Origin of the sequence: Sphingobium agrisoli (genome assembly GCF_041877245.1) — a bacterium.
In the GTDB taxonomy this organism is placed as follows: Bacteria; Pseudomonadota; Alphaproteobacteria; order Sphingomonadales; family Sphingomonadaceae; genus Sphingobium.
This window is the reverse complement of record NZ_JBHDJI010000011.1, coordinates 136,903-154,454: the sequence shown is the minus strand read 5'-3', so window position 1 is coordinate 154,454 and position 17,552 is coordinate 136,903. Positions and strand designations below refer to the sequence as shown.

Genomic DNA, 17,552 nt, shown 5'->3' with positions numbered 1-17,552 from the left:
GATACCTTCAGTCCCGCCGAATGCCGCAATTATCTCACCAACTCGGGGTACGGATCAATCTAATGTCATCCGACTCTAGGCGGACTTCGCCAGCATCAGCGAAAACAGACCCTCTGCGTCGGTCCATTCCTCGACCGGCTCCCATCCACCCGCGCGTAACAGCAAACGTTCGTCGCGCGGGCCATACTTATGACTGCTCTCGGTATGGATGGTCTCGCCCGCGTCCATGAGGAAACATTGGCCGGCAACGTGGAAGTGGAGCGGCCGCACCGCCTCCAGATGCATTTCGATTCGCGCCTTTTCGTCGTTCCAGCGCGCCCGGTGGGCAAAGCCGTCGATCGGCAGGTCGCCCTCCAGCTCGCGGTTGATCCGCTCGATGAGGTTCAGGTTGAACGCCGCCGTCACCCCGGCCGCATCGTCATAAGCAGCGATCAGCCGGTCCCGATCCTTGATCCGGTCCATCCCGATCAGCAGCATAGCGTCATCGCCGAGCAGCGCGCGCATCGCGCGGAGGAGGTCGACCGCGGCATCGGGCTCCATATTGCCGATGGTCGATCCGGGGAAGAAGCCGAGCCGCGGCTGCCCCTCGATCGCAGCCGGCAGATTCAGCGGTCCGTTGAAGTCGCCCACCACGGGAAGCACCGGCAGTCCCGGAAAGGCGCTTGCCAGCTGCGCGCTGCTGGCGTGCAGGAAGTCGCCGCTGATGTCGATCGGCACATAGGCGGCGGGTTGAATCGCGCGCAGCAGGTGCGGCGTCTTGCGCGAGGAGCCCGCGCCAAATTCCACCACGGCGCGGCCTTCACCCACCGCCGCCGCAAAGTCAGGCCCATGGCGTTCCAGCAGCGCGGTTTCGGTGCGCGTGGGATAATATTCGGGGAGCTCGGTGATCTGCTCGAATAGTTCCGATCCCTTGCGGTCGTAGAACCAGATCGGCGGCGTCGCCTTTGGGCTGCGCGTCAGCCCTTCCAATATGTCGCGGCGAAAGGCCGGGTCGATGCGGCTAACGGAAGGGGCTTCATCGGTCAGCAGCATCGCTCAAAGATCCTTCGCCAGCCGCAGCCCGGTGAACTGCCAGCGTTGATGGGGGTAGAAGAAATTGCGGTAGCTCGCCCGCACATGGCCTCGGGGGGTGGCGCAGCTGCCGCCCTTCAGCACGAACTGGCCGGACATGAATTTGCCATTATATTCGCCCACCGCGCCCGGTGCGGCGCGGAAACCGGGATGGGGGCGATAGGCGCTGCCGGTCCATTCCCATACGTCGCCGAACATCTGCGTCAGCGCCGATCCCGTTTCGGCGGGGCGAGGCCGGGGGCAGCCGGGGCCGTCAAGCTGATTGCCGCTCACCGCCGCGATATTTTGAGCGCCGCATTCCCATTCCGCCTCGGTCGGCAGCCGCGCGCCCGCCCAGCTGGCATAGGCATCCGCCTCATACAGGCTGATATGCGTGACCGGCGCGGCGGGATTGACCGGTTGGCGCCCGTCGAGGCCAAAGCGGGTCCAACCCTGCTCGCCCTGTCTCCAATAGAGCGGCGCGTCGATCCCCTCGCTCTGCACCCAGGCCCAGCCATCCGACAACCAGTGGGCCGCGGTGCGGTATCCGCCATCCTCGATGAAAGCGATCCATTCGCCGTTGGTTATCGGGCGATGCGCCAATGCGTGCGGCCGCAGCACCGCCTTGTGACGCGGCCCCTCGCAATCGAAGGTGAAGCCGGAGTGCCCGTCATCGCCGATCTCGACCAGCCCCTCGCGCCCTTCGATCCAGTGAAGCGGCCCTGGAAGGTCGACAGGTGTCGCCGGCGGAGCATTGAACAGCGCGGGCTCCAGCGGATTGAGCGAGAAAAGATGGAGGAGGTCGGTCAGCAGCAATTCCTGATGCTGCTGCTCATGATGGAGCCCCAGCGTCACCAGGGCCCGAGCCGGTTGCGGCAACATGCCCATCGCCGCCATCATCGCGGAGTCGACATGGGCGCGATAGGCGCGCACCTCGGCCAGCGTCGGGCGCGTCAACATGCCCCGCAACGGGCGGGCGTGCCGCGCGCCTTCCGCCTCATAATAGCTGTTGAAGAGGAAGGCGAAGCGCGGATCGAAAGGGTGATAGGAAGGCACATGGTCGCGCAACACGAAGGTTTCGAAGAACCAGCTGACATGGGCAAGGTGCCATTTGGCGGGCGATGCGTCGGGCATCGATTGCACCGTCGCGTCGGCGTCCGACAAGGGCGCGGCCAGCGCTTCGGTCAACGCGCGCACGGCACGGTAGCGATCTGGCAAGTCGTCTTGCCAGGCATCTGTCCAGCTTTTCGCCACGCCCGCCCTTTCCCGACAGGGTTGCGCCCCTCTCGTAAGGACAAAAGCGCATGAGACGGCGGGTGGTTCCGTTATGCCCCTTCGGTCATGCGGCGGTCAGGGCAGGGGCGGCGCGGCAGATGCGGTCGCGCCCTGCTTGCTTGGCATCGTAAAGTGCCTCGTCGGCTTGGGCGAACGCTTCGTCCAACGGCCCGCCCACCCAGCGGCTGATGCCGGCGGAAAAGCTGATCGGGCGGCCATGGATTTCGCCGATTGGGTCGCTACGCAGCCGCGCCGCGATCCGCGCCAGCGACCAACTCGCCTCATCCTCGATACAGTCCTGGAAAAAGACCGCGAACTCCTCGCCGCCCCAGCGCGCGACGATGTCGGCGCGCCGCACCAGCGCCGCCAGCCGCGCCGCGAAGGCAGCGAGCACCCGGTCGCCTTCCTCATGCCCCTTAAGGTCATTCACCCGCTTAAAATAGTCGATGTCGATGATCGCAACGCACCCCTTGCGCCGATCAGCGGGCAGTGCGTCGAGCGCCGCCAGGAAGCCGCGCCGGTTGGCGATCCCGGTCAGACTATCCTCGTGTGCGGCCTGATACAGCGTGTCCATCCGCGCTTGCGTGGTGTCGGCGGCGCGCTGCACCCCGGCATAGAGGGTGCGGATGACGTCGCCGACCTGGGGCAGGGCAGGGGGGGCGCCTTCTTCGTCGTGCAGCGCGTCGGCAAGCGCATGGATGGGGCTCAGCAGCGCGCCGATGCCGACCAGCGCGATGCCGGTCCCGATCACCGTCATCGCGGTCAGCAGCACGAACTCCGCCAGCATGATCCGCCCGGTGGCAAAGCCCCAGCCAACATAGCCGATCAGCGGCAGGTGCGTGGCGACGAAGCAGAGCGCGAACAGCCGCAGCCGCAGCGAACGCGGGAAGATGAAGGATGTGGTGAGGTAGAATTGCACGGTGGTCCCCCCTTTATGATGCGACGCCGCGCAAATTTGGCCGGGTGCCTCAACAGCGCCTTACCAAGCAGGGTTAACGCGGCGCTACCGGTCGAACCGTGCATCGGGTGAGTCGAATTGACGCGCCGGATCAGCGTGACGCACCCGGCACCCATTTGACGTCGCCCGCGCCGTCACCGTTCAGCCGTCGCGCGAGCACGAACAGCAAGTCGGACAGGCGGTTGAGATAGGCGAGCGCCTGCGGGTTGAGCGCCACGTCGACCGTTGCCGCCGTCGCGCTGCGCTCGGCCCGGCGCGTGATAGCGCGGGCGAGGTGGACCGATGCCGCCGCCGCCGACCCGCCGGGCAGGATGAAGCTGTCCAGCGGGCTCAGCGTCTCGTTCATCAGATCGATCTGCGCCTCCAGCCGCGCGACCTGGCTCGCGACGATCCGCAGCGCCCAGGGCTCGTCCGGCCCATCGGGGATCGGTGTCGCGAGGTCTGCGCCCAGATCGAACAGGTCGTTCTGGATCGTCGTCAGCCAGTTCGCTTCCTCACGCGCGCCCATCGCGACGATCGCGACGCCGATGGCGCTGTTCGCTTCGTCCACGTCCCCGACTGCCTGCATCCGAGGCGCGTGTTTGGCGATGCGCGATCCGTCGACGAGGCCGGTGGTGCCGTCGTCCCCGGTGCGGGTGTAGATTTTGTTCAGCTTGACCATGTTCGCCCTAAACATTCCTCCCCTGCAAGGGGAGGGGGACCACGAAGTGGTGGGGGGGTGAGCAGGTTCAGATTTCCCCCGGCAATCTGAAGGTCATGCCGGGGGCATGACCGACCTGCTCAACGCTATCGAGGGGGTGACACCCCTCCGTCACGGCTTCGCCCTGCCACCTCCCCTACTAGGGGAGGATCAACTCAGGTTACCCATTCCCCTTCGCCAGCAGCAGGATCGCAACGATGATGATCGCCGCCGCCTGGAACAGCACGCGGTTCATCATCATCTTGTTCTGCTTGAGGCGCGAGGGGCTGGGGCCGCTGCCTTCGGGCATGTTCAGATCCTCCTTGGTGGTCTGGAGGAAGGCGATGATGCCCCGCACCAGCGCCACCAGAGTCGCGATCATGGCAAGGATGAGGGCAATGACGAGGATCGTGTTCATGTCCGCCAAGCTAGGCGTTTGCGAGGCGGATTCCAACCGGAAAGCGCCTGTCTCTTAGGGCATCGGCCAGCGCCTGCGGCGCCATGCCCTGCGCGCGCAGATCGGCGATCGCGATCGACCCGTCGCGCTTGGCGAGCCGCCGCCCGTCCGCGCCCACCAGCAGCGGATGGTGGATGTAAGCTGGGGAGGGGAGGTCGAGCAGCGCCTGGAGCAGCCGATGAATGTCGGTTGCCGCGCGCAGATCCTCGCCGCGCAGGACATGGGTCACGCCCATGGCCGCATCGTCCAGCGTGCAGGAGAGATGATAGCTCGCCGGCGCATCCTTGCGCGCCAGCACCACGTCGCCATGGGCGAGGGGGTTGGCCATGACCTCCGTTCGGTTCGAGCTTGTCGAGAACCCGCGCGCAAGGTTCTCGACACGCTCGAACCGAACGGGGAGAGGCAAAGCACTCCACTTCACCACCCCTATCTTCGCCACCGCCGCCGCCATGTCGATCCGCCAGGCATGTGGCTCCCCCGCCGCGATCCGCCTCGCGCGCTCATCCTCGCTCAGGGCTCGGCACGTCCCCGGATAGACCGGCCCCTCCGGTCCATGCGGCGCGGTGAGGCTGGCCTGAATGTCCGCCCGCGTGCAGAAACAGGGATAGAGCAGGCATTGTGCCCGCAGCCGCGCCAGCGCCGCTGCATAGGCATCCAGCCGAGCAGACTGGAAGACGATCTCTCCGTCCCATTCCACGCCCAGCCAGCGCAGATCCTCGATGATCCCCGCGACATGTTCGGGCCGGCTCCGGGTGCCGTCGATATCCTCGATACGCAGCCTGAACGCCCCGCCTGCCGCCCGCGCCATATCCATCGCCATCAGCGCCGACCAGCCATGGCCGACATGCAGCCGGCCGGTCGGGCTGGGTGCGAAGCGGGTCACAATATGCTGTGGCGCGACGGGCGGAGTCATACAGGCTCTTGACGGGTCATATTCGTTAATGCTGTCATGGCGCTGTCACGTTGCTGGGTGAAGAGCGGCGTCGGCAAGGGGGTAGAAGGCGTTTCTATGTACCATCCCGACCTCATACGACATCCGGAAAACTGTCCGGCGCTTGTTCTGAACGCAGATTACACGCCGCTCAGCTATTATCCCTTGAGCCTCTGGCCCTGGCAAACCGCCATCAAGGCGGTTTTTTTGGATCGGGTGGACATCATCGCCAGCTACGAGCGGGAGGTGCACAGCCCCAGCTTCCAGATGAAAATCCCGTCGGTCATCGCGCTCAAACAATATGTGAAGCCGTCCGAACATCCCGCCTTCACGCGCTTCAACCTGTTCCTGCGCGACAAGTTTGCCTGCCAATATTGCGGATCGACCAACGACCTGACTTTCGACCATGTCGTACCGCGCCGGGCCGGCGGCCGGACTACGTGGGAAAATGTCGCGACCGCCTGTTCGCCCTGCAACCTCAAAAAGGGGGGGCGGACGCCGAAGGAGGCGCATATGCATCTTCATGTCCAGCCGATCCGCCCGACGAGCTGGCAGTTGCAGGAACATGGCCGCGCTTTCCCGCCCGGCTATCTGCACGAAAGCTGGCACGACTGGCTCTATTGGGATGTCGAGCTGCTGGCGTGAGGGCGTGGCTCCTCCCGCTCGCGCTGCTTCTGCCAGGGGTGGTGCAAGCGCAGGAGGATCATAGCGGCCTTACCCGCGCCCGCTATGTGCAACGCTGCCTGATGTGCCACAACCGTGCCGCGCCCGAAGGCATATCGCCCGCAGTCCTGGCGCGACTGCTCCCCGAACGCGGACTGACGCCAGCCGCCGCCATGCCCGGCGTCACCTGCTGGCGTCGCTGCGAAAGCTGCTTTCCGCCGGATGGGAAAGCAGCGAAGTAAGCGCCGAATATCTACAGGCAGGCTTCCAGGAAAGGCTGGTCGAACCCGAACTGCCGCGCCTTGTCGAGCGTGTACGGACGCAGGCCCATGGAGCGATATTCGCCCACGATCTTCCCGCTGTCGTCTTCGTCATGATATTCGAACTTGAACAGTTCCTGCGTGACGATGACGTCGCCTTCCATGCCGATCACCTCTGTGATGTTGGTGACGCGGCGCGAGCCGTCGCGCAGGCGCTTCACCTGCACGATGAGGTCGACCGAATCGGCGATCTGCTTGGAGATCGCCTCCTTCGGGATCTTGATGTCGCCCATCAGGATCATGTTTTCCATACGGCCCAGGCACTCGCGTGGCGAGTTGCTGTGCAGCGTACACATGGAGCCGTCATGGCCGGTGTTCATCGCGGCGAGCAGGTCGAAGCATTCCGCGCCACGAATTTCGCCCAGGATGATGCGGTCGGGGCGCATACGCAGGGCGTTCTTGACGAGGTCGCCGATGGTGATCGCGCCCTGGCCCTCCAGGTTCGGGGGGCGGGTTTCAAGCGGCAGCCAGTGCGGCTGTTGAAGGCGAAGTTCCGCGGCGTCCTCGATCGTCAGCACGCGCTCGCCAGGGTCGATCATCTTCGACAGGGCGTTGAGCATCGTCGTCTTGCCCGAGCCGGTGCCGCCTGAAATGACGATGTTGAAGCGGCAGGCGCCGGCAATTTTGAGCGCCGTCGCCATCTTCTGGTTCATCGCACCCCATTGGGCGAGCATGTCGATGGTGATCGGCTTGGCGGAGAATTTACGGATCGAGATGGCGGTGCCGCGCAGCGAAAGCGGCGGCACGATCACGTTGACGCGGGAACCGTCGGGCAGGCGGGCGTCGGCCAGCGGCGTGGTCTGATCGACGCGGCGGCCGACCTTGTTCACGATGCGCTGCGCGATCTGGAACAGATGCTCCTCGTCGCGGAACTTGATCGGCGCGATCTGGAGCTTGCCCTTCTTTTCGATATAGGTCTGTTCCGGACCGTTGACCATGATGTCGGTGACATCCGGGTCGGACAGCAGCTCCTCGAGCGGACCCAGGCCAAGCAGCTCGTCCACCAGCACCTTTTCCAGCGCGAACTGCTCGCGCCGGTTGAGGGTGAGCTTCAGCTCGGCGAGCACTTCCATGATGATCGGGCGGAATTCTTCCGCCAGCTCGTCTTTGGTCAGCGTCGCCGCCGCTTCGGGGTCGACGCGCTCCAGCAGGCGGGGAAGCACCTGCTCCTTGATCTTGTGGACGCTCGCCTCGAACCCCTGCGGGCCATTGTCAGCCACATGCTCGGCATTGGCGCGATCGGACAGGCGCGCCATCGCATCGGCATTGCGCTGCATCTGGCTGGTCGGCGCGGAAAGCGGATCGAAGGGCGTTTCACCAGGCAGGGACGCTATATCCAGCGGCGGGAACTGGTCGCCGCCGCGCGGCGCTTCCTGCGCCGCGCCGCCGCCCTGCATCGGCTTGGCCACGCCAAAGCCGGCTTTCATGCCGGCAGGTCCATTCTTCCGTCCAAAGGCGCTCATAGGTCTCCGCCACCAAGTCGCGACCGGGCGATCGGCATCATGCAACGCCCCCGATCTGATCCATGAAGGTGAATAAGCCGGAAACTTTGACAAATGGCTAATGGGCGGACGCGCGCCTTTCCGCCAATATCCCCGCTTCGTTGGGATGATACCAGTGGCCGTCCCAGCAATGGCCCGGCGGGTCCGCGCGCACCGGGGCGGGGTGCGCCGGGCGGATGATCCGGGGTAGGCCGCCGAGTGGCGCAAGATAGGTGCCCTTAGGCGAAGGCGGATCGCCCGCCACGCGCATTCCCAGTTCCAGCGCCTGAAAGTCCCAGGCGGTGACGAGGTTGCAGCGCACCGCAGGCGCGGCCGGATGAAGGAAGGCGCGCCTGATCTCATGCCAGCCTGTCACCGATCCGGCGAGCAGGACGACCGCCAGCCAGACCCGCAGGCGGGGGACAGTGAGCAGCGCCTCCGCCGTCAGCACCGCAAGGATGGCAAGCGCGCAGATCGAGGCGCGCATCATGAAGTCGATCGACCAGCCGACCTGGATGAAGGGCGCCGCCAGCAGGCACAGGATCGCGAGGAGCAGACTGTCCCGCCCGAAGCGGCCGCCGGGCGCGGCGAACAGCAGCGGCAGCGCGTAGATGCCGACCTCCAGCAGTTCGAACAGGCCCCATTGCGCGGGCGGCAGCGGAACGATGTGCAGCCCCACTCCGTCGCCGGCGCCGGCCGACAGATAGAGCAACGACGGGATGCTAAGCAGGGTCGCAAGCGCAGGCAGGAGGATGTCGGCCGGGCGCAGGCTGCGCGACAGCAGGCTCCGCAGCCCCGCCAGCGCCACGAACGGCAGGCCGCCCGCAAGGCCCAGCGGCGACCACAGCGCCGCGAGCGGCATCAGCGTGAGCCAGGGAGCGAGTGCTATCCTGCCGCTGCGCCACAGCAGGAAGCCCAGCGCGCCGACCCACCCCGCCAGCGCATGCTGCGGCACCCAGAACAGCAAGGTGATCGTGGAGGAAAATTGCAGATAGGCCCAATGTTCCAGATGATCGGACAGCGATCCATGCACCAGCAGGCGGCCGATCGCGTCGAGCCCGCTGAAGGCGAGGAACAGCGCCAGCGCGATCCATCGGGCGCGCCGGCCGTCGAACAGCATCGACCCCAACGCCAGCATCGTGCCGATCAGCAGCGCGTTCTGGACCAGCAACGCGATGTCTGCCGCGGCTGGCCCCGCCGCCTTGCCGATGACGGCGGGCAGCAGGAACATCCCGATCGGCGCGCGCAGCATCAAGCCCCCGTCCGCGCCGGGATAGACGAAGGGCCACGGATTCGATTGCAGGTCGCGCAGCACCGCGAAGCGGACCTGCCAGTCGATATTGGCGTAGAAGAAACGTCCCTCGCCGCTCAGCAGCAGCAGCAGCGCGGTGACCCCGACGCAGCAGAGCAGCGTGCCGATCGGGACGCGCTGTTCCGCCGCGACGCTCCGCACCGTCGCCCGGCAGAGAAGGGCGATCGCCAGCGCGCCCGCGCCATAGGCCCAGAGCGGCATCGCATCCAGGAAGCGCCACAGCAGAAGCTGGTCGACGCCCAGCCAGCCGACCAACAGCGCAAGCAGCCAGGACGCAGGGACGGTGCGCTGGAGCGGCCGGCTCCAAGGACGCGGAATGGGAAGGGCAGCCCCGCTCATCGCGCCATCATGGCAAAGAAAAAGGGGCACGGAAAGCGCCCCTGTCTCTCGTCATCTGTGCGGACAGGCGGGCGTCAGCCGGCCTTTTCGGCAAGGACGGTCAGGCCCTTCTCATTGACTTCGGCAAAGCCGCCCTGGACCGGGATGACTTCCGGCGCGGCGCCGGCGCTGGCAAAGACCTGAATGCTGCCGTCGCGAACGGTCGACATGAAGGGCGCATGCCCTTCCAGCACGCCGAAATCGCCGTCGGTGCCGGGCACGACAACCTGCCACACCTCCTGCGATCGGACGAGTTTCTCGGGCGTCACCAGTTCAAAATGCAGTGCCATTTTTTCTTCCTAACTCCCTATCCCCATCAGGGGAAAGGGCCGGGGAGAGGGAGCTGGAGTGATGCTGGCTCTACGGCCCCCACTCCCGCCTTCACTTCGCTCGGCACCCTCTCCCCTGGGAGGGGAGAGGGAATATCGCTTATGCCGCCTCTGCCGCCAGCTTCTTGGCCTTCTCGACCGCTTCGTCGATGCCGCCGACCATGTAGAAGGCGTTTTCGGGCAGGTGGTCATATTCGCCCTCGACCACCGCCTTGAACGAGCGGACGGTGTCCTCGATCTGGACGAACTTGCCGCTGATGCCGGTGAAGACTTCGGCGACGTGGAAGGGCTGCGACAGGAACTTCTGGATCTTGCGCGCGCGGGCGACGGTCAGCTTGTCCTCTTCGGACAGCTCGTCCATGCCCAGGATCGCGATGATGTCCTGAAGCGACTTGTACTTCTGCAGGATCGACTGGACCGCGCGGGCGGTGTCGTAATGCTCCTGCCCCACGGTGCGCGGCTCCAGAACGCGGCTGGTGGAGTCGAGCGGATCGACCGCCGGATAGATGCCGAGTTCCGAGATAGCGCGGTTGAGCACGGTCGTGGCGTCAAGGTGCGCGAACGAGGTCGCCGGCGCCGGGTCGGTCAAGTCGTCCGCGGGGACGTAGACGGCCTGCACCGAGGTGATCGACCCCTTGTTGGTCGAGGTGATGCGTTCCTGAAGCGCGCCCATGTCGGTCGACAGGGTCGGCTGATAGCCCACGGCCGAGGGAATACGGCCGAGCAGCGCCGACACTTCCGCGCCCGCCTGGGTGAAGCGGAAGATGTTGTCGACGAAGAACAGCACGTCCTGGTTCTCGACGTCACGGAAATATTCGGCGATCGTCAGGCCCGACAGCGCCACGCGGGCACGCGCGCCCGGCGGCTCGTTCATCTGACCGTAGACGAGCGCAACCTTCGACCCTTCGCTGATCGCGTTGCCGTCGGCGTCCTTGGCGATGACGCCCGCGTCGAGGAACTCGTGATAGAGGTCGTTGCCCTCGCGGGTCCGCTCACCCACGCCCGCGAACACCGACGTGCCGCCATGGCCCTTGGCGATGTTGTTGATCAGCTCCTGGATCAGCACGGTCTTGCCGACGCCCGCGCCGCCGAACAGGCCGATCTTGCCGCCCTTGGCGTAAGGAGCGAGCAGGTCGATGACCTTGATGCCGGTAACCAGGATCGATGCATCGGTCGACTGATCGATGAACTCGGGGGCCTTGGCGTGGATGGGCGACTTGAGGTCGGTCGCTACGGGTCCGCGCTCGTCGATGGGCTCGCCAACGACGTTGAGGATGCGGCCGAGCGTTGCCGGGCCGACGGGCACGCTGATCTGCGCGCCGGTGTCGGTCACTTCCTGCCCGCGGGTCAGGCCGTCGGTCGAGTCCATCGCGATGGTGCGGACGGTGTTTTCGCCGAGGTGCTGGGCGACTTCCAGCACGAGGCGCTGGCCGTTGTTGCTGGTTTCCAGCGCCGAAAGGATCGCCGGGAGCGCATCGGGGAAGGTCACGTCGACGACGGCGCCGATGACCTGCGAAATGCGGCCTACATTGTTGGTGGTTGCCATTGCTTCGTTCCTTGCCTTCTTCGTCTCTTCCGTGCTCCCGCGAAAGCAGGAGCCTAGGGCCCTGGGCTCCTGCTTTCGCAGGAGCACGCGGCATCCGGTTACAGCGCCTCCGCGCCCGAAATAATTTCGACCAGTTCCGTCGTGATCGCAGCCTGGCGGCTGCGGTTATACTGGATGGTCAGCTTGTTGATGAGGTCGCCGGCGTTGCGGGTCGCATTGTCCATGGCGGTCATCGACGCGCCCTGTTCCGACGCATTGTTTTCCAGCAGCGCCTTGAACAGCTGGATCGCGACGTTGCGCGGCAGCAGGTCGTCCAGAATCGCTTCCTCGCTCGGTTCATATTCCACCGTCGCGCCGATGGCGTTGCGGTCGGCGGTCGCGGGGATCTTCACCGGAATAATCTGCTGCTCGGTGGGAATCTGCGCCAGCGCGGACTTGAAGCGCGAATAGAAAAGGTGCGCGATGTCGAACTTGCCGTTCAGATACATGTCGGTCAGCTCGTGCGCGATCGCCTGCGCCTGGGCGAAGCCCGGCTCCTTGACGCCCGTGGTGTCGAACTGCGCGACGATCTTCCCCGGATAGGTGCGGTTGATGACCGGACGGCCTTTGCGCCCAATAAGATAGAACAGCACCTTCTTGCCATCGAGTTCCAGCTCACGCGCCTTGGCGAGCGCGGCCTTGACGATATTGGCATTGAACGCGCCGGCGAGGCCACGGTCGGAGTTGGCGACGACCAGCAGATGCACGTCATCCTTGCCGGTGCCGGCCAGCAGCGGGGAGGCGCCTTCGCCTGATCCACCCGCGATCTTGCTGGCGAGGCTCGCGACCACCGCTTCCAGACGCTCGCTGTAGGGGCGTGCGGCTTCGGCGGCGGCCTGCGCCTTGCGCAGCTTCGCGGCGGCGACCATCTGCTTGGCCTTCGTGATCTTCTGGGTCGATTTGACCGACCCGATCCGAATTTTCAGTTCCTTGAGGCTGGGCATGACGAACCTTTTGGTTCGTCATCCTGACGAAGGCTGAAACGAGTCACTTGCCTCATTTCAGGATCTCGTGCCGCCAGGTCGGACCTGTGTGGCCTGAGATCCCGGCCTTCGCCGGGATGACGGATTAACTGTTACGCAAACGTCTTGCCGAAGCTGTCGAGCGCGGCTTTCAGCTTGCCCTTCGCGTCGTCGCCCAGATCCTTGCTGTCGCGGATCGCAGCCAGCACATCGGGGTGATCGTGGCGGAGGTAAGCCAGCATCAGTTCCTCGTAGCGATTGACGTCCTTGACCGGGATCGCGTCCAGATAGCCGTTCGTGCCCGCGAAGATCGACGCGGTCTGCTCCTCGAAGGGCAGGGGCGAGAACTGCGCCTGCTTGAGTAGTTCGGTCAGGCGCGCGCCGCGGTTCAGCAGCTTTTGCGTCGAAGCGTCGAGGTCAGAGCCGAACTGGGCGAAGGCCGCCATTTCGCGATACTGCGCCAGCTCCAGCTTGATGCTGCCCGACACCTTCTTCATCGCCTTTGTCTGCGCGGCCGAACCGACGCGCGACACCGAGAGGCCGACGTTGATGGCCGGGCGGATGCCCTGGTAGAAGAGGTTGGTTTCGAGGAAGATCTGGCCGTCGGTGATCGAGATCACGTTGGTCGGAATATAGGCCGACACGTCGCCCGCCTGCGTCTCGATGATCGGCAGCGCGGTCAGCGACCCGGCGCCATTGGCGTCGTTCATCTTGGCCGCACGCTCCAGCAGGCGGCTGTGCAGGTAGAAGACGTCGCCCGGATAGGCTTCGCGGCCCGGCGGGCGGCGCAGCAGCAGCGACATCTGGCGATAGGCGACCGCCTGCTTGGAAAGGTCGTCATAGACGATGACCGCGTGCATCCCGTTGTCGCGGAAGAACTCACCCATGGTGACGCCGGTATAGGGCGCCAGATACTGGAGCGGAGCCGGCTCCGAAGCGGTCGCGGCGACGACGATCGAATATTCCATCGCGCCATTTTCTTCGAGCTGCTTGACGATCTGCGCGACAGTCGAGCGCTTCTGGCCGACCGCGACGTAGATGCAGTAGAGCTTCTTGCTCTCGTCGTCGCCCGCGTTGATGCCCTTCTGGTTGATGAAGGTGTCGATCGCGACGGCAGTCTTGCCGGTCTGGCGGTCGCCGATGATCAGCTCGCGCTGGCCACGGCCGACGGGGACCAGGGCGTCGATCGCCTTCAGGCCCGTCTGCACCGGCTCATGCACCGACTTGCGCGGGATGATGCCGGGCGCCTTCACCTCGACGCGCTTGCGTTCGGTATACTGGATCGGGCCCTTGCCGTCGATCGGGTTGCCAAGGCCGTCCACGACACGGCCCAGCAGGCCCTTGCCCACGGGCACGTCGACGATGGTGCCGGTCCGCTTGACGGTGTCGCCTTCCTTGATCTCGGCGTCGGAGCCGAAGATCACGACGCCGACATTGTCGGCTTCGAGGTTGAGCGCCATGCCCTGAACGCCGTTGGCGAACTCGACCATTTCGCCCGCCTGGACATTGTCAAGGCCATGGACGCGGGCGATGCCGTCACCCACGGTCAGCACGGTGCCGACTTCGCTCACCTGCGCTTCGGTGCCGAAATTGGCGATCTGGTCCTTGATGACCTTCGAAATTTCTGCGGCGTTGATATCCATTTTCAGCCTTTCATCGCCAGGGCGAGCGTATTCAAACGGGTGCGGATAGAAGAATCGATCATCTGGCTGCCGATCTTGACGACCAGCCCGCCCAGGATCGCGGGGTCGACCTTCGTTTCGAGCGAGACGTCGCGGCCGACGCGGGCGCGAAGGCTGCGCTGCAGCGCGGTGACTTGGTCGCTGTCGAGCGGATGGGCGCTCGTCACTTCGGCCCGCGCCTCGCCCTTGTGATTCGACAGCAAAGTCTCATAGGCGCGGATGACCGAGGGCAGCTGGGCGAGGCGGCGGTTGGTCGCCAGCACGCCCAGGAATTTCGTGGTGAGATCGTCCAGTCCCATAGAGGATGCGACCGCGCCGATCGTCTTGCCCGCTGCATCGCGGCTGAGGACGGGGCTGTTGATCAGCCCCTTGAAGTCCGCCGACTGCGCGATCGCGGCCTTCAAGGCTGCAAGGCTGCCAGCCACCGTGTCGAGCGCGTTCGAATCGCGCGCCAGATCGAACAGCGCCACTGCGTAGCGGCCGCTGAGACTGGCCTGAATACCGCCGCTCGTCTCCACGCTTTACCGTCCTCCAATTGACGGACCGACCCTGTCGTTCATGCCGGTCATGCAAAAAGGGGGCGCGGTCTGTTGCCGTCCCGAGCCCCTGTCGCCCGGCCGGTTAGCAGCGCGATTATGACTATGCAAGTCATGTGACGCGATTCGATCTTAAGTACCAAATAGCCTGTGTTTAGTGGGCTGGCGCGGCGGCCGGATGCCAATCAGGGCGCAGAATCGGCCGGAGCGAGCCGGCCCTTCTGACATAGGTAGACGATCCGTTCGTTGGGCTGGGCCGGAAGCAACGCTGTCACGTCCCCGCGCAGCGCCGCCACGCGCGCCAGCAGCGTGGCGTCCGCGCTACATCCCTCGACCGGCTTGTCCCTGGTCAACGCGCGCAGCTTTTCCATCGTGTCGAGATCGGGCAGCCACCGCTTGACGCGCAGCGTGCCGCTCGCCGGGTCGAACTGGCTTGCCGTCGCATAATTGCCCTCGTCCGGGATGGATGTGCGCTGCCACTGCGATCCGATGGCGACATATTGTGTGTCCCCGTCCACGCAGCCGCCGTCGGACCAGTTGAAGCCTATATCGTTGGGCTGCGACACGGTGAGGCGGCTGCGGTTAAGGTCCACCTTGCAGACATTGTCGCCAGCCCATGCGAACGCCCCGTTGCTGGTGACCCCGTCGTCATCGGGCAGCTTCACCCGCTCGTCGATGCTGGCGAAGCTCGGCCTCAGAAAGAAGAGGCCCAGCGCCGCCAGCAGCGCCACGCCGCCGCCGGCCAAGAACCACGTCGCCTGCTTTTCCTTGCCCTGGGTGTAGAATAACCCGCCCGCGCCCAGGCCCAGCGCCGCGAGCGCCAGCAGCACCGCTGCGCCCGCCATCGCATTTTCGCGCGCGGTGATGACATCGCGCTCGGCATCGTCGCGCGCTTTTGCCAGCGCCTGGTCGCGCGCCTGGCTCGCTGCCCGGTCCTTCTGCTCGCTCGCCTGGGCTTGCCGCTGGGTCAGCGCCGCCTCGGCCGCGTCCGCTTCCGCCATTGACCGGCACGGAACGACCGTATGCAGCGAAGAGACGCCGGCCTGCCGCAGGAAGGAGGCGATCTCGCGCCATGACACGGCGAAGCCGAACTCGGCGTCGTTGCCATCCGATACCGACCCGAAGCTGTTGACCCCCAGCACCCGCCCGCAATCATCCACCAGCGGCCCGCCGCTGTTCCCCGCCGCAAGCGGCGCGGTATGCAGGATCGTGTCGAAGCTCTGGCTCGCCCGGCCCGACGAGATATTGCCGCTGGTCTTGACCGTAGCCAGCGGCTCGACCAGCTGCTTGAGGCCAAGCCCCTGCGCTCGGTCGACCGCACCGGGATAACCGATCGCGGTGACGTGGCTGCCGTCGCTCACCGCGCCGGCGAAGAAGGTGCTGACCGGCAGGCGCCCCTCTTCCAGCTGGATGAGGGCCAGGTCGTTGCCCGGCGAATAGGCGATGATGCGCCCGCCATAGGTCTTGGTGCCCTCGGACGGGATGACGCCGATGACGAGGTTCTTCTCCTCGCGTGCGAGTTCGACGACATGGGCGTTGGTCAGCACCTTGTCAGGCGCGACGGCAAAGCCGCTGCCATGGCCGACGAAATAGGCGTCCGATCCGTCCGTCGCAACCAGCGCCACGCGCACCACGCCGCGCGCGGCGGCAGCGATATCCTGTTGCTCGGCCCGCGCCATGGCGGGCGCGATCAGGGCGAGAAGCAGGGCGAAACGGCGAAGGAGGGCGAGCATCGTCGCGCAGTCATAGGCAAAGCAGCCGCGCGCGCAATCGGGAAAAAGGGCAGCGGTTTGCTTTGACCGCAAGGCGCGGGAGGCATGGCGCGCGGGCGCGGTTTATAGCATAGCGCATGAACCAGATGACCGCCTTTGCGCCCCCTCCGCCTGTCCCGCCGGATGCCGACACCTGCTGGGACGCCTTCCTGCGCCGCGACCGCGCGTTCGACGGGCTGTTCGTCGGCTGCGTCGCTTCGACCGGCATCTACTGCAAGCCGAGTTGCGCCGCCCGGCACCCCAGGCGGGAAAACATGACCTTTCTGCCCGATGGCGCGGCGGCGCGCGCGGCGGGATATCGCGCCTGCCTGCGCTGCCGCCCGGACGAGCTTGGACGCGACAGGCGCGCGATTGAGGCCGCGATCGCATTTTTGCGGCAAGCGGAGGAAACGCCTGCGCTCGACGCGCTCGCCGCTCATGCCGGCTATGCCCCGCACCATTTCCACCGCCTGTTCAAGCGCGAGACCGGCCTTACTCCCGCCGCCTATGCGCGGGCTCTCCGCGCCGACCGATTGAAGACGGCGCTGACAGGGGAGGGCAATGTGACCGACGCTATTTACGAAGCGGGCTACAACGCCCCCAGCCGTGCCTATGCCGACGCGCGCGCGCATCTCGGCATGACGCCCAGCGCGTGGAAGGATGGCGGGCGCGGCGTCGTCATCCGCTGGCGGGTTGTGAACAGCAGCCTCGGCCCGGCGCTGGTCGCCGCGACCGACAAGGGACTGTGCCGCATCAGCTTCGGCGAAGGCGAGGCGGAATTGCGCGCGCGTTTCCCGAAGGCGGAACTGCGCTGCGCCGACGCCGCGCTCGACGCCATGGCGGCGGCGGTCGCCGCGCTGATCGATGATCCGGTGGCTGTGCCCGACCTGCCCATGGACGTCGCCGGCACAGCCTTCCAGCAGGCGGTCTGGGCCGCGCTTTGCGCCATTCCGCCCGGCGAGACGCGCAGCTATGCTGAGCTCGCCGCCGCCGTCGGCCGCCCTGCCGCCACCCGCGCGGCGGGCAGCGCGTGCGGCGACAACAGCCTCGCCGTCCTCATCCCCTGCCACCGCATCCTGCGGAGCGATGGCACTTTGGGCGGCTACGCCTGGGGGCTGGAACGCAAACAGGCGCTGCTGGATCGGGAAAGGGGTGGCTGAGACTCACATAAGCTCTTCTCAATCCCCAATTTTTGCGTCACCT

17 protein-coding genes are annotated in these 17,552 nt (G+C 65.8%); 3 read left to right on the top strand and 14 right to left on the bottom strand.

Annotation, left to right across the window (positions count from 1 at the left end; genetic code table 11):
* Positions 1-75 precede the first annotated feature (75 nt).
* The 6 genes from egtD to gluQRS all read right to left on the bottom strand — a co-directional run bounded on the left by egtD (position 76) and on the right by gluQRS (position 5,332).
* A complete protein-coding gene (egtD, locus tag ACETPF_RS17015; protein WP_373935737.1) occupies positions 76-1,032 on the bottom strand; it encodes an L-histidine N(alpha)-methyltransferase in 957 nt (318 codons plus the stop codon).
* A 3-nt stretch (positions 1,033-1,035) separates the two neighbouring features.
* On the bottom strand, positions 1,036-2,304 hold the full coding sequence (gene egtB / locus ACETPF_RS17010) for an ergothioneine biosynthesis protein EgtB (protein WP_373935736.1): 1,269 nt from the start codon (positions 2,302-2,304) through the stop codon (positions 1,036-1,038).
* Between the two features lie 85 nt (positions 2,305-2,389).
* Positions 2,390-3,244 (bottom strand): GGDEF domain-containing protein, encoded by an 855-nt coding sequence (locus ACETPF_RS17005; RefSeq protein WP_373935735.1) that lies wholly within the window; start codon positions 3,242-3,244, stop codon positions 2,390-2,392.
* Positions 3,245-3,374: 130 nt separating this feature from the next.
* Entirely contained in the window at positions 3,375-3,944 is a 570-nt protein-coding gene (locus ACETPF_RS17000; protein ID WP_373935734.1) for a cob(I)yrinic acid a,c-diamide adenosyltransferase, read from the bottom strand.
* Positions 3,945-4,143: 199 nt separating this feature from the next.
* On the bottom strand, positions 4,144-4,380 hold the full coding sequence (locus tag ACETPF_RS16995) for a twin transmembrane helix small protein (RefSeq protein ID WP_373935733.1): 237 nt from the start codon (positions 4,378-4,380) through the stop codon (positions 4,144-4,146).
* 10 nt (positions 4,381-4,390) lie between these two features.
* Positions 4,391-5,332 carry a tRNA glutamyl-Q(34) synthetase GluQRS gene (gene gluQRS, locus ACETPF_RS16990; RefSeq protein ID WP_373935732.1) on the bottom strand — a complete coding sequence of 314 codons (942 nt, stop codon included), beginning with the start codon at positions 5,330-5,332 and terminating at the stop codon, positions 4,391-4,393.
* A 96-nt stretch (positions 5,333-5,428) separates the two neighbouring features.
* Here gluQRS and ACETPF_RS16985 point away from each other — a divergent pair, with 96 nt between their 5' ends.
* Together ACETPF_RS16985 and ACETPF_RS16980 are read left to right on the top strand one after the other, a co-directional pair.
* The gene (locus ACETPF_RS16985; RefSeq protein ID WP_373935747.1) at positions 5,429-5,995 is read left to right on the top strand and encodes an HNH endonuclease; all 567 of its coding nucleotides are present in this window, start codon (positions 5,429-5,431) and stop codon (positions 5,993-5,995) included.
* On the top strand, positions 5,992-6,255 hold the full coding sequence (locus ACETPF_RS16980) for a hypothetical protein (RefSeq protein ID WP_373935731.1): 264 nt from the start codon (positions 5,992-5,994) through the stop codon (positions 6,253-6,255). Before ACETPF_RS16985 ends, ACETPF_RS16980 begins: the two co-directional genes overlap by 4 nt.
* Before the next feature lie 11 nt (positions 6,256-6,266).
* Here the strand turns inward: ACETPF_RS16980 and ACETPF_RS16975 are convergent, their stop codons facing one another.
* The 8 genes from ACETPF_RS16975 to ACETPF_RS16940 form a co-directional block, all read right to left on the bottom strand.
* Positions 6,267-7,796 (bottom strand): TadA family conjugal transfer-associated ATPase, encoded by a 1,530-nt coding sequence (locus ACETPF_RS16975; RefSeq protein ID WP_373935730.1) that lies wholly within the window; start codon positions 7,794-7,796, stop codon positions 6,267-6,269.
* Positions 7,797-7,893: 97 nt separating this feature from the next.
* Positions 7,894-9,465 carry a hypothetical protein gene (locus tag ACETPF_RS16970; RefSeq protein ID WP_373935729.1) on the bottom strand — a complete coding sequence of 524 codons (1,572 nt, stop codon included), beginning with the start codon at positions 9,463-9,465 and terminating at the stop codon, positions 7,894-7,896.
* A gap of 74 nt (positions 9,466-9,539) precedes the next feature.
* A complete protein-coding gene (locus ACETPF_RS16965; RefSeq protein ID WP_373935728.1) occupies positions 9,540-9,794 on the bottom strand; it encodes an ATP synthase F1 subunit epsilon in 255 nt (84 codons plus the stop codon).
* 139 nt (positions 9,795-9,933) lie between these two features.
* A complete protein-coding gene (atpD, locus tag ACETPF_RS16960; protein WP_373935727.1) occupies positions 9,934-11,379 on the bottom strand; it encodes a F0F1 ATP synthase subunit beta in 1,446 nt (481 codons plus the stop codon).
* A 98-nt stretch (positions 11,380-11,477) separates the two neighbouring features.
* Complete coding sequence (locus ACETPF_RS16955; RefSeq protein WP_373935726.1) at positions 11,478-12,362, bottom strand: F0F1 ATP synthase subunit gamma; 885 nt, start codon at positions 12,360-12,362, stop codon at positions 11,478-11,480.
* A 131-nt stretch (positions 12,363-12,493) separates the two neighbouring features.
* Positions 12,494-14,023, bottom strand: coding sequence for a F0F1 ATP synthase subunit alpha (gene atpA, locus ACETPF_RS16950; RefSeq protein WP_373935725.1), 1,530 nt, complete (start codon positions 14,021-14,023; stop codon positions 12,494-12,496).
* Positions 14,024-14,025: 2 nt separating this feature from the next.
* Entirely contained in the window at positions 14,026-14,580 is a 555-nt protein-coding gene (locus ACETPF_RS16945; protein ID WP_373935724.1) for a F0F1 ATP synthase subunit delta, read from the bottom strand.
* 203 nt (positions 14,581-14,783) lie between these two features.
* Positions 14,784-16,331, bottom strand: coding sequence for a S1C family serine protease (locus ACETPF_RS16940; RefSeq protein ID WP_373935723.1), 1,548 nt, complete (start codon positions 16,329-16,331; stop codon positions 14,784-14,786).
* A gap of 116 nt (positions 16,332-16,447) precedes the next feature.
* Between ACETPF_RS16940 and ada the strand changes: the two genes are divergently transcribed.
* Positions 16,448-17,509 (top strand): bifunctional DNA-binding transcriptional regulator/O6-methylguanine-DNA methyltransferase Ada, encoded by a 1,062-nt coding sequence (gene ada, locus ACETPF_RS16935; protein ID WP_373935722.1) that lies wholly within the window; start codon positions 16,448-16,450, stop codon positions 17,507-17,509.
* The last annotated feature ends 43 nt before the right edge of the window (positions 17,510-17,552 follow it).